Below are 15,974 nucleotides of genomic sequence, written 5' to 3'. Positions count from 1 at the left end.
ACAAAAGATTTTAGAATTTAGGAGGATGAACCCATGGATTATGAGAATCCCGAACATAGGAGAGGAAGAAGAAGCAAATCTTCCGGAAAAACCGGATTGGTTGTAGCAATTATAGCAATCGTAGTCATATTAGCGGGCGCAGGGATTGGATTCTTTGTACATACTTCCAATCAAGAGAAAAAAGCTGCAGCAGCAGAAAAGGCAAAAAAAGCAGATCCCGAGGAGACGCAGGAATCCTATGAAAAATTGAAAGAACAGGTAGCCGTCGATGCAGATGACCCGATGTTCCGAAAAATAGACTTTGCGGCTGCGCAGGAAATGAATCCAGATGTGTATGCTTGGATTTGGATACCTGGTACGAATATTGATTATCCGATTCTCCAGAGCGAGACGGAGGATGACGCATATTATCTGAACCATACAATAGAGAAAAAGGAAGGTCTTCCGGGAACGATATATACGGAAAAATACAATGGAAAAGAATTTTCCAGTCCGGTTACCGTAGTCTATGGGCACAATATGAAGAATGGCAGTATGTTTGCAGACCTTCACAAATATGAGGATAGAGCATTTTTTGACGCAAATCCTTATGTATATGTCTACATGCCAGAGAAAACATTGAAGTATCACATATTTGCGGCAACACCGTTTGATGACAGGTATTTGCTTGGCAGTTATAATTTCTCAGATCAAATGGAGTTTGAGGAATACCTGGATGAATTGAGAAGCACGATCAACGGGAATGTGAATATGGATGTCAATGTATCATTACAGACCGGCATTCTGACACTTTCAACCTGTATTGCAGATTCAGCAAATGAAAGGTTCTTAGTAAATGCAACATTGGAGCAATAGGGGAGAATTAATTAAGGGATATTAAGGCCAATAAAGCTTTAATATATAGTCACACAACGTAACAGAAAATATGGAAGGAGAAAATAAGAACATGAAAATGAAAAAGTTAACAGCCCTTGCATTAGCTGGCGCTCTTTGCTTGGGGATGTCCACCGTAGCTCTTGCAGCACCTAGTGTTGGACCAGAAGATGCATACAGCGCTACTTCAAAAGATGGACAGAATGTAGATTTGGATGTAACTAATGTACCAGAATGGGCAAATGGTACACTTCGTGGTACACAGTATGATGGATGGGATTCTGCCGATGCAGAAGACGCCAGTGATGCTGTTAAAGATACTCTTAAGCGTAGTTCTGAACATTATGGAACAAGGTTAGAATATTTGAAGCAGCTTGGTGATCCAGACAGAGCTGGAGAGATTGCAGAATTAGAGAAACAAAGAGCAGCAGTAGATGAATTAGCAAATTCAGATGTATTGATTGAAATAGCTGATCTCGTTGAGTTAAATATTAAGAATCCAAGTAATGCTAATCCTGTTGACCCAAGACATCCTTTAACAGTTAAATTTGTTTTAAACAAGAGGTTAGAGAATTTGGCAGTAGGTCAGCAGATTCGCATTATGCACAAAGTAGATGGTCTTTGGCAAGTATATGAAGGCGAAGTAAAATGGGATGCAGCATCATCTGAATTTTATGTAGAGCATAGCTTTACAGAGCTGTCACCTGTTGCTATTTTAAGAGTTAATTCTGATGGTTCTGCCCAGGTAACACCTCCGGCACAGCAGCCTGGTGACACAAATCAGCCAACAGTAACTCCTGATGGAAATGGACAGATTACTGCTGATCAGCTTGCAGAACTGCTTGTAAAGAAATTACAGGCTAATGGAGCTGTAAAGTTTGATCGTACGGCAACTTCTGGAAAAGCTTCACCAAAGACTGGTGAGTAATCTCCAGTTTACTAAAAAGGGGAGCTTAACCCTGTAAAAAAATAAGTAATATGATATGACATAACAGGTCTGTTATTGTGTGTGATATTGAAAAGAGCATTCCACTTTTGGTGGATGCTCTTTTACTATATAACGAATTCTTTTTTATTCCCGCGAGTAACGAGCCAAATGTGCATACTTGTATGCACATTTGGCGACTGCCACAAGGGTCAAATACCCCGCTGCTCTGCAGCGCTAGAAATTTGATGCCCCCTTGCTTGCTCAGCTCTGACGCTTAAAAAAAATTAATAAAAAAACCTCCCATTTTATGGGAAGATGCGCGATAATAGAAGTAGCCAGACAACTATTTTTTCGCACCACCATAAAAGAGAGGAGGTTTTACTATGAAGCAAGAATAAAAATCAGAAGAAAAGAGGTTAGGGAACACCTGGAACAGTTGAACCTTGCATGTGAATTAGCCAAGCTAATCCGGCATTTTTTCCCAGATCTTTTACCCCTGTTAAAACAGATTCCAGATCCCAGAAACCAGAGCTATATTACCTATCCTGCTGTGTTACTTCTTATGACCCGTATCCTTTCTTCTCTATTTTACATCAGCAGTATGAGGAAAACAAGTGAAGAATTCAATTCCAGTGAAATGATCAAAAACATCTGGCATCTATCCGGGGAGGAACAGACCGTGGAGGAGCTTCCCTACTGGGAAACCATCAACCGGTATCTGGAAAAAGTAGATCCGGAAAAATTGCAGGACATCTTAAACCGCCTTTGCAGCAGGCTTCTTTGCAGCCGGGCTTTTGAAAATATGCGAATCAGGGGCAAGTACTGGCAGGTGATCATAGATGGAACGCAGCTTTGCAGCAGCCGGAGGGAACTGGATGGGAAAAGCCTGCACCGGACCCATAACAAGGGGACGGAAAAAGAGTATCAGGAGAACTATTATTATGTGCTGGAAGCAAAGCTGGTACTGCATCCGAAAATCCTGATCAGTATTCAGACGGAATTTGTGGATAATGAAGAGGGAAAAGAAATGGAGAAACAGGACTGTGAAAGGAAGGCCTGCTGGCGTTTAATGGAAAAGCTGAAAAAAGCGTTTCCAAGGTTGCCGATCTGCCTGTGCGGGGACAGTCTGTATGCCTGTGAAGGTTTCTTTGAGAGATGCAAAGGAAAAAACTGGCGGTATATCCTGCGGTATAAGGAGGGGAGCATCCCGAGCATTGGGGAAGAATACAGAGAACTGAAAGAAATGGAGAAGAATTACCAGGAGCGCGAAACACAGACTGGGAAGGAATGGTATGATTACGTGACAGATATAGATTATAAAGGACATCAGGTAAATCTGGCAGAGTATGGAGAAAGCGGGGAGCATATCTGCAAAAAGGGCAGGAAAAAGGGAAAAGCAGAAACGATCCGGAAAGAATTCTGGTTTCTCACAGATCTGCCAATCACCAGAAAAAATGTGGCAGGACTGGTGGAGCTAGGAAGGATGAGATGGAGAATCGAGAATGATGGGTTTAACGCGCAGAAAAGGCAGGGATACCATCTGGAACACCAGTACAGCAGGAATTATCAGGCACTGAAAAACCATTATTATCTGATCCAGATTGGGCACATGATCAGCCAGATCATGGAGGCTTGGGAAAAAATATGGAAAAAGGTAAAGCAGAGTAGGGAGCAAAAGCACAGGAGGATACTGGAATCCATGAAAGAGACTCCATTGAGAGAATACAAGGAAGAGATCGCTAAAAAGATACAAATACGGTTGATATAGAGGACCATGTGGAAAGGTGGTGAAGGAGCAGATAACGACAAAAGTAAAAAAAGCAGAATACAGGGATTTTATGGCTTAAATAAGATTGCGTTGATAAAGCAAAATGAGAAAATAAAATCCAATGTACTCTGAGAGTGTAAGTATAAATTTAAGCGTCAGAGCTGCTTTAAATGATTTAGACTTGCATTACATATCCAAGTTAGTATACAATGATGATAAAGAACGGAGCTTAAAGGTAAAGGAGAAAAGGGGAGAGCATATTCATGACAAAACTTCTGCCTATCGGAGTTGAAAATTTTGAGGATTTTTCACGCCAGAATTATTATTACATTGATAAGACAATGTTCATCGCTGAACTATTATATAACCGAGGGAAAGTAAATCTCTTTACCCGTCCGAGACGTTTTGGAAAAACTCTTATGATGAGTATGTTAAGAACATTCTTTGAAATCGGACGTGATCAAAGTATGTTCGACGGACTAAATATATTTCAAGAAAAAGAATTATGTGATAAATATATGGGCCAATTCCCCGTGATATCTATTACAATGAAAAGCATAGACGGAGATAATTATCAAGAAGCAATCGACGCATTACGCGCCATAATCGGAACAGAAGCTATGCGTTTCCAATTTCTTGAAGAAAGTAATATATTGACGGAAAATGAGAAAAAACGTTTTCGTGCACTGATAAATGTCAACGCGAAGGGTAAGTTTACAATGGAGGAGGACATTATATTAACAAGCCTTAAAGTCCTTTCCGACCTTCTGTCAAAATATTATAATCAACAGGTCATTATACTTATCGACGAGTATGATGTCCCTCTGGATAAGGCATTTCAAAATGATTACTATGATAAAATGGTCCGATTGATCCGGAATTTATTTGGCAATGTCTTAAAGACGAATGATAATCTCTATTTTGCAGTTATTACCGGGTGCTTGCGCATTTCCAAAGAGAGTATTTTTACTGGATTGAACAATCTGAATGTAATGACAGTTACAGATGAATATTTCAACGATGGTTTCGGTTTTACTGATAATGAGGTCAAGGAATTACTTGCTTACTACAGTCAGAAAGAAATGCTTGAAGTTATAAAAGATTGGTATGATGGCTATCAATTTGGTAATGTTTCGATTTATTGCCCTTGGGATGTTATAAAATATATACAAGCTTTGAAGAAAAATAGGAATGCGATTCCAGAAAATTACTGGGCGAATACTAGCGGGAATGATATGATTCGGCGGTTTATTGCGAAAGCTGATCAGACAACTCGAGATGAGATTGAGCAATTAATAGCTGGTAAGTCTATTTGTAAAGAAGTAAAGCAAGAATTGACATATAAGGAACTTGATGATAGCATTGAGAATCTTTGGAGTGTACTGCTGATGACCGGATACCTGACGATTTCGGAACGCATTTCTGCAAAAGATTATCGATTAAAAATACCAAATGCCGAGATCATGGATCTCTTTATTACACAGGTCAAAGATTGGTTTAAGGAAACATCAAGGGCTGATTTATCAAGAATAGAAACGTTCTGCATGGCTTTCCCCAATGGTGATGTTGCATTGATAAGAGAAATGCTGCATGATTATTTGTGGAATTCTATCAGCGTCCGGGATACGGCTGTAAGAATGAATATGAAAGAAAATTTTTATCATGGTATGGTCTTGGGGCTCTTACAGAGCCAAAGTGATTGGTTGATTCAATCAAATGCAGAGCTAGGTGAAGGCTACAGCGATATTTCAATTTGTATTCCGGGTAAGATTGGCGTCGTAATAGAGCTTAAATATGTAGAAGACGGTAATTTGGAAAAAGGGTGTGATGATGCACTGGCACAGATTGAAACCCGAAAATATGCTGCCGGTCTTCAGCATAAAGGGATGAAAAAAATAATAAAATATGGCATAGCATTTTGCGAAAAAGAATGTATGGTTGTGAAATCTTAGAAGTTGCAAGATACAACGAAACAGGCAATGCAATAAGATTATAATTAAAAAATCAAAGGGAGTCTACGTCACTTGAAAACTAGAAGAAGACTCCCTAAACAACTAATAAAATAAGCAATCGGAATTGTACGAAGAATTGAAGGAACGATACATTGAGTTAAAAGCTATTCTGACAGCTTCAGGAATCAATCTGTCTGAGCTTGCTAAGATTATATGTGTAATATCACAGCACCATTCATTAGCTGTCTATATAATCTGATTATCTAAAAAAAGAGCATCCGCCGAAGACGGAATGCTCTTTTCAATATCACACACAATAACAGACCTGTTATGTCATATCATATTGCTTATTTTTTATCGAACAGGGGTAAGCTCCCTGTCATTTGTAATTTATAGATTACTCACCAGTCTTTGGTGAAACTCTGCTAGATACTACAGTACGGTTAACTGTTACGTTGTTAGCTTTTAATCTATCTACGATAAGATTAACAAGCTCGTCAACAGTAATAGAATCATCTGCATTTGGATCTGCCGGATCTACTGGATCTACTGGTGGATTAGGATTAACGATTGGTGTACCGTCAGAAGCTAATACGAAAGCGATTGGTGATAAGCTGTCAAGCTGAGCTGTTGCCTTACCATCTTTTACAGTAGTCTCTACCAATACCCATGAACCATCTGGCATACCATGCATCAGATAAAGTGTCTGTCCTTCTTCAAGACCATTAGGAAGCATAGCGCTTACATCAAATGTAATTTCGCTTCCCGGTGTAAGGCCGCCTTCATACTCGAATGCGCCAATTACTGCGTACTCTGCATTCTCTTTAAGAGTGATGTTAGTACCTTCAACAGCCTTCTCAACGTCAGCCTTAAGTGTCTCTGGATCTGCTTCCCACTTATCTACAACTTCCTGTGCTTCCGCATTAAGATCACTAGCTGTAATCGTAATTGTGTTACCATCCTTATCTACTGCTACTGCTCCAGCATCTTCTGGTGTAACACTATCAGCAGCAAAAGCAGTTACAGACATACCCAAGCAAAGCATTCCTGCTACTGCAAGGGCTACTAACTTTTTCATTTTCATATCCTTATTTTCTCCTAGTATAATAATGGTGTAGTCAAGAATGACTACTGGTTAATAGTTACAAAGTCCAATCTAATAAATCTATATAGATATAACGGAAGGAGGAATTCCCCCTCCATCAGAAGTTATAAGGCAACATTATTTACCTTGTCTGAGGTTTCCTTAATGCGCCAGACAAAATATAGAGGTATAATCACTGAAGGCAGGATCATTGACGTATTCTCCTTGGGAACCAGCCTTGTAGCTGGTGAAACCTCTTAGAAAGTCTGTCAGTCCATTCGGTGGTGATTTATGTTTTGGCTGGTTGGGAAGCCCCAGGCTATACCTGTATAAGCCGCTAGGTTGTGTAGCCATCTTCTGGAAATGGATGCCTGCCGGAAAGGATAAAACGATGCACTCTCAAAAAGTACTCAAGATGCTCGAAAGCATCCCCTACCTCTCAGTCGGGCTTGATGTCGGCGCTGATTTCACATGGATGTCCATCATGCTCCCCAATGGCATTCTCACAGGAAAACCTTTTAAGATCCTTCACTCGGATCCTGAGTCCCGTGAGCTTGCCGTCACAAAAATTAAGGAAGCACAAGAGACGTATTCTCTCGAAAGCCGATGCTTCCTTGAGTCCACCGGGATCTATCACATCCCGCTCCTGTGCTTCCTTCGTGATAAAGGGTTTGACTGCTCCGTCATTAATCCTATCATTACTAAGAATAGCACAAATATGAACATTAGGAAACTGCATAATGATAAATTTGATTCAAAAAAAGCTGCTAAAGTCGGCCTGGATGCCTCTCTTAAGACTTCCATTGTCCCGGATGACACAATCATTGACCTGCGCAATCTCGTGCGTGACTACTATTATTTCAAGGATCTGCAATCCGCCATCGTGTTGAAGCTTCATGCGGAACTCAAAGTGTCCTTCCCCGCATACCTAAAGGTGTTCAGCAAGATCACGACGCAGACTTCCTTAAAGCTTCTGGAAGCTTACCCCCTTGCGGCGGACATGCTTGCCGCTCCAAAAGACGAGCTTGTGAAAACCATCCGCAGCACGGCACGCTTTGGGGAAAAGTATGCCCTTGCCAAATATGATGCTATATGCGCCGCCGCAAAGGATGCCGCTGTTTTCGGACGTTCACTTCCAAGCAGCGCGCTCCGGATCCGGCTGTATATCAAAACCTATCGGGAATACCAGGAGTATCTGGACAGCATACTGAAAGAACTGCATAAGGCTGTTGATAAGCTGGAAGGGACACCGGCCTATGATCGCATCGTCCTTCTCCAGTCCCTACGGGGTGTCGGTTTCCTCAGCGCGGTTGTCCTGATTGCGGAAATGGGATCTTTTGACCTGTTTTCTTCCCCGAAGAAGCTTTATGCCTACTTCGGCCTGGATCCCGCCGTAAAGCAGTCCGGTAAGTTCAATGGTGACAAGGTCCACATGTCCAAGAGGGGGTCCAGTCTTGCCAGACGTATCCTGCATATGGTGGCTCTTAATAACCTAAAGGTGGACAAAGGGACGAAAACACCAGTAAATCCGGTGATCCACAGCTACTATGCCGACAAATGCAAAAGCAAGAAGAAAAACGTGGCTGTCGGGGCTGTCATGCATAAAATCTGCAACATCATTTTTGCCATGCTCCGAGATAATAAACCGTTTAAGATCATCACTCCTCAGGAACACTGCGAGCAATATTTTGCAGCGCATCCTGGCAAGGCACAGAACGCAGCTTAAGAGGTTCTCATCAATTTTTTAAATTTCCACATAAGTAGGTTTATTAAAGTTACCCTTTTTTACATCAACTGTTTGAAAAAAACTTTTTTAACATTTTTCATTTTAACTATTGACATTTCTTAGCTGGACTTCCATATTTTCTGTTACGTTGTGTGACTATATATTAAAGCTTTGTTGGCCTTAATATCCCTCAATTAACTATTATTCTTCCCGTGTCGCGTTTATCAAAAGTCTCTCGTTCGCTGAATCTGCGATACAAGTTGACAGCGTCAAGATCCCCGTACCTTGGGACACATTCACATCTGCATTTACATTGCCGCTGATACCGCTTCTCAATTCATCCAAATATTCCTGAAAATCTGTTGGGGAAACGAAACTATAACTTCCCAATATATAACGGTCATCAAACGGTGTTGCCGAGAATACCCTGTATTTTATCGCTTTATCTGGCAAATAAATATAAATATACGGATTGCTGTCGAAGAATGCCTTGTCTTCATACTTATGAAGATCCGCGAACATACTTCCATTTTTCATATTATGTCCGTAGACTACGGTTACTGGATCTGTAAATTCTTTGGAATTATATTTCTCTGTGTAAATAGTTCCCGGAAGACCTTCCTTCTTCTCTATCGTATGATTCAGATAGTATGCATCGTCTTCTGTAGCGCTCTGAAGAATTGGATAATCAATATTGGTACCTGGTATCCAGATCCAGGCATATACATCCGGATTTACTGCTTGGGCAGCTGCAAAATCAATCTTTCTGAACATTGGATCGTCTGCATCAACAGCAACCTGTTCTTTTAACTTTTCATACTGTTCCTGCGTTTCCTCCGGGTCAGCTTTTTTAGCCTTCTCTGACGCTGCCGTCTCCTTTTTCTGATTAGAAGAATATACATAGAAACCAGTTCCGGCTGCTGCTACAACCACTATAGCTACAATAGCTGCGATCAATCCGGCTTTACCGGAAGATTTTTTCCTTCTCCTGACAGGTCTTCTTTGGTCAGGCTTATCATAATCCATTGGTTTATCCTCCTGAAATTCATAAATCATTTGTATCTATAGAACTTCTACATAAAAGAAGTTCACTACAAGCTCCTTTAACTGCTCCGAATTCACCATATATGCTTCATGTTCATCCGGTTGCGTTACTTCGCCCGGAATCATTGACATATCCTCGGCAGTAAGCGCTACATCCAGCAACTCAGGAACAAGATATGTGATATCCTCTACAGAAACATTGGTATACATATTTCCCTGCAAAGACTGATATATAGAAACGGGGAGCGTTAAGTCTCCCTTTACCTGCGCCATAGCCGTTGCAAAATAATTCGTCATATACTGCTTCTGGCGTTCCAATCTTCCCATACTGCTGGCAAAAACATCTGTATTTCTGTCGCGAATATAATCCTCCGCCATCTTCCCTTGTAAATGAAGGATATCTCCGGCATGGTATGGCTTACCGCCAACCTCAACATCCTCCAACACCTGGACATCCACTCCGCCGATCGCGTCGTTCAGAATAGGAATTGCCTCCAGATTAATTGCACAGTAGCGTTGAATCGGAACCTTAAAAAGCAAATTAGAAACCGCATTTACCATCAATTCGCAACTATCCTCAGCGGTCTTGCCATAGTAATACTGGAGAGTTAGCTGCATGTTCTTTTCTCGGAGAAATTTACCTTCATCATTGTAAACCTTAACCGGTACGTAAGTATCTCTCGGCACCGCCAATATCTTAATCTTCCCACTCTCCACATTAATACTCACCAGAATGATCGCATCCGCCAACCCTTGTCCCTTTATCTCGTTGGCCTGCTCCACCGGGGTGCTGTTGTCGATCCCCAGACAAAGGAAATTGATCACATCCTCGTTGTACTGATATTCTTTCCCTTTATATGTAATAAAGAGGCCTTCCTTCCTGGTTTCGGGAGTGTCTTCCACATCGAATTGTTTTATGAGGTGGAAATATGCCGATTTCTATGTATTTCTGAATACAAGTAATGGGAAAATATACGGATTTATACGAATATTATTAAAAAAGCAGATAAAAAGGTATCGAAAAGAACTGTTCTATTACCATAAAAGCGACGTTTATTAACGTGTTACAATTGAAAATATCACCCCTACATGATATGATTAAATCAGGCTAGGAAGTTATGCTTTCTGTCAAATTATCGAGGAGGTTTGTGTATGGCGGAAAAAGATATGACAGAAAAAACTCTGGAATCCTACAACGATGTATTTGCTGATATCATCAACGTGTTATTTTTTGGTGGCAAAGAAGTAGTAAAAGAAGAAGAACTGGAGCAGGCTGTCATGAGATCAATCTATAAGACAGATGGGAAGCTTCGTGAGCAAGAACGGGATACTGCAAAGTACTGGCGGAAACATAACATCCGTATATCGCTCTTTGGCCTTGAGAATGAGACTGAACCAGAAAGTGACATGCCGATAAGAGTATTCGGATATGATGGAGCATCCTACCGCGACCAACTATTCTATGTAAAGGGTGAGGATGGAAAATACAGAAAGAACAATAATCCTCGTTATCCAGTGGCTACTGCAGTCTTGTACTTTGGTACTACGCACTGGAACAAACCAACTACTATCTATGGATGCGTGGAAGACAATCTGAATGATGATATGAAGCCATTCGTGAATGATTTTAAGATTAATCTGTTTGAGATTGCTTTCTTGACAGAAGAACAGACGAAGATGTTCAAGAGTGATTTTCGTATCGTTGCGGATTATTTTGTACAGATAAGGAAGAATAAAGATTATATTCCGACAGATACACAAATGAAACATGTAAAAGAAATTCTGCAATTAATGTCTGTATTGACGCAGGATAACCGCTTTGAAGAAGCGGCAAATGTTATAGAGGAAGGAGATGAACCGAAAAATATGTGTGAAGTATTGGATAAAGTTGAACAGCGTGGCAAAAAAATCGGGGAAGAAATTGGCAAAAAAATCGGCAAAGAAATCGGAGAAGAAATTGGCAGAGAAATTGGGGAAATGAGCAGAGCAAAAAAAGCTGCTATTAATATGAAAATGAAAGGATATTCGACTAAAGAAATCTCTGAAATAGTTGAGGTGGATATTGACATTATCAACAGTTGGTTTAGCGAAATAGTGTTGATATAATGGCGAAATAGCAAGATCAAATTTAAGGGAACTTGGTATCCAAGAAACAAATAGTTATTAGATTGCTTATTTCATTAGCCAAGACAGAAATGATCTTATTCATTCTTTCTTGGCTCCTTTTTTCGTTATTCAGTTTTTCCATCCTGCCGTACCACTCTATATATGGTTCGTAGCTCTTCCAGAATTGTCTTCTTGCTCTTGTCTTGAATTCCAAGTTGTTTCAGATCCACGTTCTCAGATCTCATTCTCTCAATGAATTCTCTCATATCACCCTCTATTTTATCCGATAAACCGGGCAGTAGATTTTGATTCCAGTCCAGTAATTCAGTTAAGCGGAAGACATCGTTTTTATGTTTCCTTATGTTTCTACTGTCCACTTGCTCACCGGCAGCTTTTCTGTCTGACAGATCCATCCAGGCCTTGGCCTTAAAAGGAATCAGGTATGGCGCATCTAAAACCGTAACTCCAGCAACACGAATTCTCCCCTGCTTTAAAAATTCGTAGTAATCATCATCGATCAGAATTGCCGACAGGCTGGATACATCTTCATCCATCGGAAGGGGAGAAAGCACCGCATCCTCCGGAAGGATGATTGCATCCACTTTCCTTGTAAACAATTCTATCATAGCCGGATATTCCCGTGACTGAGGATTCGTAAAGCGGTAAAACTGCGGTTCACCTGTGCTTTTATTTCGATGCTCATATCCTGCGGTAACCACATATTCCCAAAATCTTCTGCCAAATGCAGCGTCCAAAGCCTCTATGACCAGAACAAGGTCAATATCTTTTGTCGCCCGAAAATCCAACCCTTCATCGGACATCAACAAATCACAGGCCGTACCGCCTATAATCACATATTGCTTCTCATATCCACAGAACCATTCCTTGAAACTTTCAATTCCTTTTACCATCAATATCCCTCCATACCTGCTCAAGCATCTCTTCTATAGCTTCCTCTATTCTCTCATCTCTGTCTCCGCAAAGTGAAAGAGCAAGGGACAGCCTGTCCACACATTCTCCGGCAGATAATTTCCTCGGATCGTACCTCCAAAGTTCTACTGCACACTGATCTTCCGAGTTTTGCAGCCTGCCTGATGCAACTCTTTCCCACTCTGCAATGCTGACCGTTGCACGGCTCTCGACTGCAGGAGAATTCAACATAGTATACTCAGATAATGCAGAATATCCGCTCACAGGCAATTCCTTTTTGATTTCCGTTTTAGGCACATATACCGTTCGCTTTATCGGATTGCTCATGTAACTTTTCGCAGCCATAAAAAGTTCCTCTGGGGATTTGTCTGAAAAAATAACCTTCTGCACGCCACGCTTTTCCGTCTGTACCAATCCCATTTCCGCAAGCTGTCTGGATGCTCTGGAAATAGATGTAGCTGTAAAATCAAGCTTTTGAGAGGCATCACTCGTCAACAGTTCACCGCAGCCATGATAGATATAATACAAGAGCAGTATTTGCGCGGATGGAATCATAGCCATGGCTGTCTGCTTTTCCCCATCGCCTCGCTCCTGCAGGTATACAGCCATGAACGGAAGATATATTTGCTTTCCCTCCACAATAAATGGAATATGATCACGCAGCAGATATTCTTTCTGTCGATAGGTCAGCTGATCCGGCACAAGGACTGCCGGTGTGTTCGCAGTCCTCTCAATTCTTACCATATGCTTTTTTATGGCGTTTATAGCTTCTAATTCCTTTTTAGGGTAAACAAAAACGGCATTCTTACCATCAAGAGTAACTTCCTGCACTTGATACCGTGTGCAGATAAAATTTGGCAGAGATTTTCGAACATCGCCTTTATATACAATGCGAATTCCAAGTACATGATTCAGATACTCCATCACTTATACTCCTTTTTTCAACTTTAATCTGTATTATAACTTAATTTATGTTTTTATTCAATATTAGAGTTGTAATATTTCTTGATTGCTGATATATATAATAAGAGTGTACATATTTTTATATTCCTGATTTCGAGTGAGTGTATCCCTCCCCCATACAGCCCAAACCTGAATCGCTGGCAAGGAAATATAAACTAAATTTATCTACATCCTCTACAGTTCCAAAAAGAAGCATGAATATTTCCTTTTCTGGGAATCTTCATGCTTCTTATATGTAAATAAAATGCTTCATAATAAATTATCCGTAATGTCCACTAATTCAAAATCAGATTCTTCGATAAACTCAATTTAAAAGGTTAAAAATATCTACATCTAAATGGCCAATCACTTCATAATCAATAATATCCTTTCGAAAATAATATAATTGATTGACCTTTATATACCCTTCCTTACCATTATTATTCTTAACAAACCTATCATCAAACGCAATAGGAAAATTCGCAGGATAATGTTCTAGCTTCCATTGCTTTTGTTTGGCATTTTTAAAAGAAGACATTACATTCGCTATAAAATCATACGATAACCCTTCGATACTATTCGGCTTATCGTCAATAATAACAAACGAATGCCTATCTAAAAGATGTCCTTTTACATTAGACTATCTATTCCCGACAATCCCATTGGCTTCGCCCTTTTCCCATAATATGCATTATGCATTTATTTCTGTATATATTTCTACAGATTTCGACGTGTTTAAAAGTTGTTTTTTAGAAGCATTCGTATAAATCCGTATATTTTCCAATCACATTTTTCCAAAAATTCATAAAAATCAATACTTTTCCACTCTATTACACAATTCGATGTGGAAGACACTCCTGAAACCAGGAAGGAAGGCCTCTTTATTACATATAAAGGGAAAGAATATCAGTACAACGAGGATGTGATCAATTTCCTTTGTCTGGGGATCGACAACAGCACCCCGGTGGAGCAGGCCAACGAGATAAAGGGACAAGGGTTGGCGGATGCGATTATTCTGGTGAGTATTAATGTGGAGAGTGGGAAGATTAAGATTCTGGCAATTCCCAGAGATACCTATGTACCGGTAAAAGTATATGATGAAAATGGTAAATTTCTGATTGAAAAGAATATGCAGTTAACTTTGCAATATTACTACGGCAAAACGGCTGAGGATAGTTGCGAATTAATGGTAAATGCAGTTTCAAACTTACTATTTAAGGTTCCGATTCAACGTTATTGCGCAATTAACTTAGAAGCAATACCGATTTTAAACGATGCAATCGGCGGCGTAGACATCCAGGTATTAGAAGATGTTGAAGTAGGCGGCAAACCTTATCACGCGGGTGATACGATTCATCTGCAGGGGAAAATGGCTGAGGATTATATCCGAGACCGGAATACCGATCAATTTGCCAGCAGTATGGGAAGACTGGAAAGGCAGAAGCAGTATATGACAAACTACTTTGCCACGTCTATGGCGCAGGTGAAGAATGACCTTACGCTTCCGGTATCCATTTACCAGTCCTTGCAAGGGAATATGTATGCAAATATCTCGGTAGAAGATATTACATATCTGGTTCCCGAAATGTTGGATGTTTCTTTAACTGCAGATGATATGTCGATGATTCCGGGTGAAGTAAAGCAGCCGGATGAACATGAAGCCTATATGGTGAATTCAGAACAATTAAAAGAATTGGTAGTGAATTTCTTTTATGTAGAAGTTCTGTAATTACAAAAGAACTGAAAATTAGGAGGATGAACCAATGGATTATGATAAGCCTGACCATAAGAACTATGTCAGGGGCAGGAAGAAGTCATCCGGGAAAGCCGGATTAATTATAGCAATTATTGTTATAGTGGCTGCATTGTCAGGAATCGGTGGATTTTATGTATATTCTGCCACTCAGAAGAAAGAAGCTGCCGCTGCGGAAAAAGCAAAAAAGGCTGATCCCGAGGAAACACAAGAACAATATGAAAAATTAAAAGAACAGGTAGCAGTCGATGCAGATGATCCTATGTATAGGAAGATTGATTTTGCGGCTGCACAAGCTGCGAATCCAGATGTATATGCTTGGATTTGGATACCGGGTACTAATATTGACTACCCCATTCTTCAAAGTACAACGGAAGATGATGCATACTATTTGAATCATACAATTGAGAAGAAAGAAGGATTGCCGGGGACTATTTATACAGAGAAGTATAATAACAAGCAATTTACTGATCCGGTGACCGTGGTATATGGGCATAACATGAAAAATGGAAGTATGTTCGCAGATCTTCACAAATACGAAGACAGGGCATTCTTTGACAGCAATCCGTATGTGTACATCTATTTGCCGGAACAAACACTGAAATACAGGATATTTGCGGCTACACCCTTCGATGACCGTTACATTTTGGGTAATTACAGCTTTGCTTCTCCGACAGAATTCCAAGAATATCTGGACGAGCTAAGAAGCGGTATTAATGGAAATATCAACATGGATGTAAATGTAAATCAAGGTACAGGTATCATAACACTTTCAACATGTATTGCAGATTCAGCAAATGAAAGATTTTTAGTAAATGCAACGCGGGAAGAACAATAGTTAATAGGGATATTAAGGCCATCAAAGCTT

Annotated in this window: 13 protein-coding genes; 8 read left to right on the top strand and 5 right to left on the bottom strand. The window is 40.3% G+C overall.

Going from position 1 to position 15,974, the window contains the following annotated elements; translation table 11 throughout:
- Positions 1-33: 33 nt before the first annotated feature.
- The 4 genes from srtB (VSQ62_RS02420) (at position 34) to VSQ62_RS02405 (ending at position 5,521) form a co-directional block, all read left to right on the top strand.
- Positions 34-855 (top strand): class B sortase, encoded by an 822-nt coding sequence (gene srtB / locus VSQ62_RS02420; protein WP_334633000.1) that lies wholly within the window; start codon positions 34-36, stop codon positions 853-855.
- A gap of 91 nt (positions 856-946) precedes the next feature.
- Positions 947-1,801 carry a hypothetical protein gene (locus VSQ62_RS02415; protein WP_334632999.1) on the top strand — a complete coding sequence of 285 codons (855 nt, stop codon included), beginning with the start codon at positions 947-949 and terminating at the stop codon, positions 1,799-1,801.
- 307 nt (positions 1,802-2,108) lie between these two features.
- Positions 2,109-3,569 (top strand): transposase, encoded by a 1,461-nt coding sequence (locus VSQ62_RS02410; RefSeq protein WP_334632997.1) that lies wholly within the window; start codon positions 2,109-2,111, stop codon positions 3,567-3,569.
- Positions 3,570-3,832: 263 nt separating this feature from the next.
- The gene (locus VSQ62_RS02405; protein ID WP_334632996.1) at positions 3,833-5,521 is read left to right on the top strand and encodes an AAA family ATPase; all 1,689 of its coding nucleotides are present in this window, start codon (positions 3,833-3,835) and stop codon (positions 5,519-5,521) included.
- A 397-nt stretch (positions 5,522-5,918) separates the two neighbouring features.
- Here the strand turns inward: VSQ62_RS02405 and VSQ62_RS02400 are convergent, their stop codons facing one another.
- The gene (locus tag VSQ62_RS02400; RefSeq protein ID WP_334632995.1) at positions 5,919-6,605 is read right to left on the bottom strand and encodes a hypothetical protein; all 687 of its coding nucleotides are present in this window, start codon (positions 6,603-6,605) and stop codon (positions 5,919-5,921) included.
- A gap of 391 nt (positions 6,606-6,996) precedes the next feature.
- On the opposite strand from VSQ62_RS02400, the gene VSQ62_RS02395 reads away from it, so the two are divergent.
- Entirely contained in the window at positions 6,997-8,331 is a 1,335-nt protein-coding gene (locus VSQ62_RS02395; RefSeq protein WP_334632994.1) for an IS110 family RNA-guided transposase, read from the top strand.
- Positions 8,332-8,532: 201 nt separating this feature from the next.
- On the opposite strand, the gene srtB (VSQ62_RS02390) is transcribed toward VSQ62_RS02395, so the two are convergent.
- Positions 8,533-9,357 (bottom strand): class B sortase, encoded by an 825-nt coding sequence (gene srtB, locus VSQ62_RS02390; RefSeq protein ID WP_334632980.1) that lies wholly within the window; start codon positions 9,355-9,357, stop codon positions 8,533-8,535.
- A gap of 36 nt (positions 9,358-9,393) precedes the next feature.
- On the bottom strand, positions 9,394-10,278 hold the full coding sequence (locus VSQ62_RS02385; protein WP_334632993.1) for an LCP family protein: 885 nt from the start codon (positions 10,276-10,278) through the stop codon (positions 9,394-9,396).
- A gap of 249 nt (positions 10,279-10,527) precedes the next feature.
- On the opposite strand from VSQ62_RS02385, the gene VSQ62_RS02380 reads away from it, so the two are divergent.
- The gene (locus VSQ62_RS02380; protein ID WP_334632992.1) at positions 10,528-11,481 is read left to right on the top strand and encodes a transposase; all 954 of its coding nucleotides are present in this window, start codon (positions 10,528-10,530) and stop codon (positions 11,479-11,481) included.
- Between the two features lie 125 nt (positions 11,482-11,606).
- Here VSQ62_RS02380 and VSQ62_RS02375 read toward each other — a convergent pair whose 3' ends face one another.
- The gene (locus VSQ62_RS02375; protein ID WP_334632990.1) at positions 11,607-12,392 is read right to left on the bottom strand and encodes a hypothetical protein; all 786 of its coding nucleotides are present in this window, start codon (positions 12,390-12,392) and stop codon (positions 11,607-11,609) included.
- Entirely contained in the window at positions 12,376-13,335 is a 960-nt protein-coding gene (locus VSQ62_RS02370) for a winged helix DNA-binding protein (protein ID WP_334632989.1), read from the bottom strand. The genes VSQ62_RS02375 and VSQ62_RS02370 overlap by 17 nt, the downstream gene beginning before the upstream one ends.
- Positions 13,336-14,197: 862 nt before the next feature.
- On the opposite strand from VSQ62_RS02370, the gene VSQ62_RS02365 reads away from it, so the two are divergent.
- Together VSQ62_RS02365 and srtB (VSQ62_RS02360) are read left to right on the top strand one after the other, a co-directional pair.
- Positions 14,198-15,082 (top strand): LCP family protein, encoded by an 885-nt coding sequence (locus VSQ62_RS02365; RefSeq protein WP_334632986.1) that lies wholly within the window; start codon positions 14,198-14,200, stop codon positions 15,080-15,082.
- A gap of 34 nt (positions 15,083-15,116) precedes the next feature.
- Entirely contained in the window at positions 15,117-15,944 is an 828-nt protein-coding gene (gene srtB / locus VSQ62_RS02360; protein ID WP_334632984.1) for a class B sortase, read from the top strand.
- Positions 15,945-15,974 lie beyond the last annotated feature (30 nt).

The organism is Sporofaciens sp. JLR.KK001, assembly GCF_036941055.1.
GTDB lineage: Bacteria > Bacillota > Clostridia > Lachnospirales > Lachnospiraceae > Sporofaciens.
Note: the sequence above shows the minus strand (reverse complement) of the source record. Positions and strands in the feature narration are given on the sequence as shown.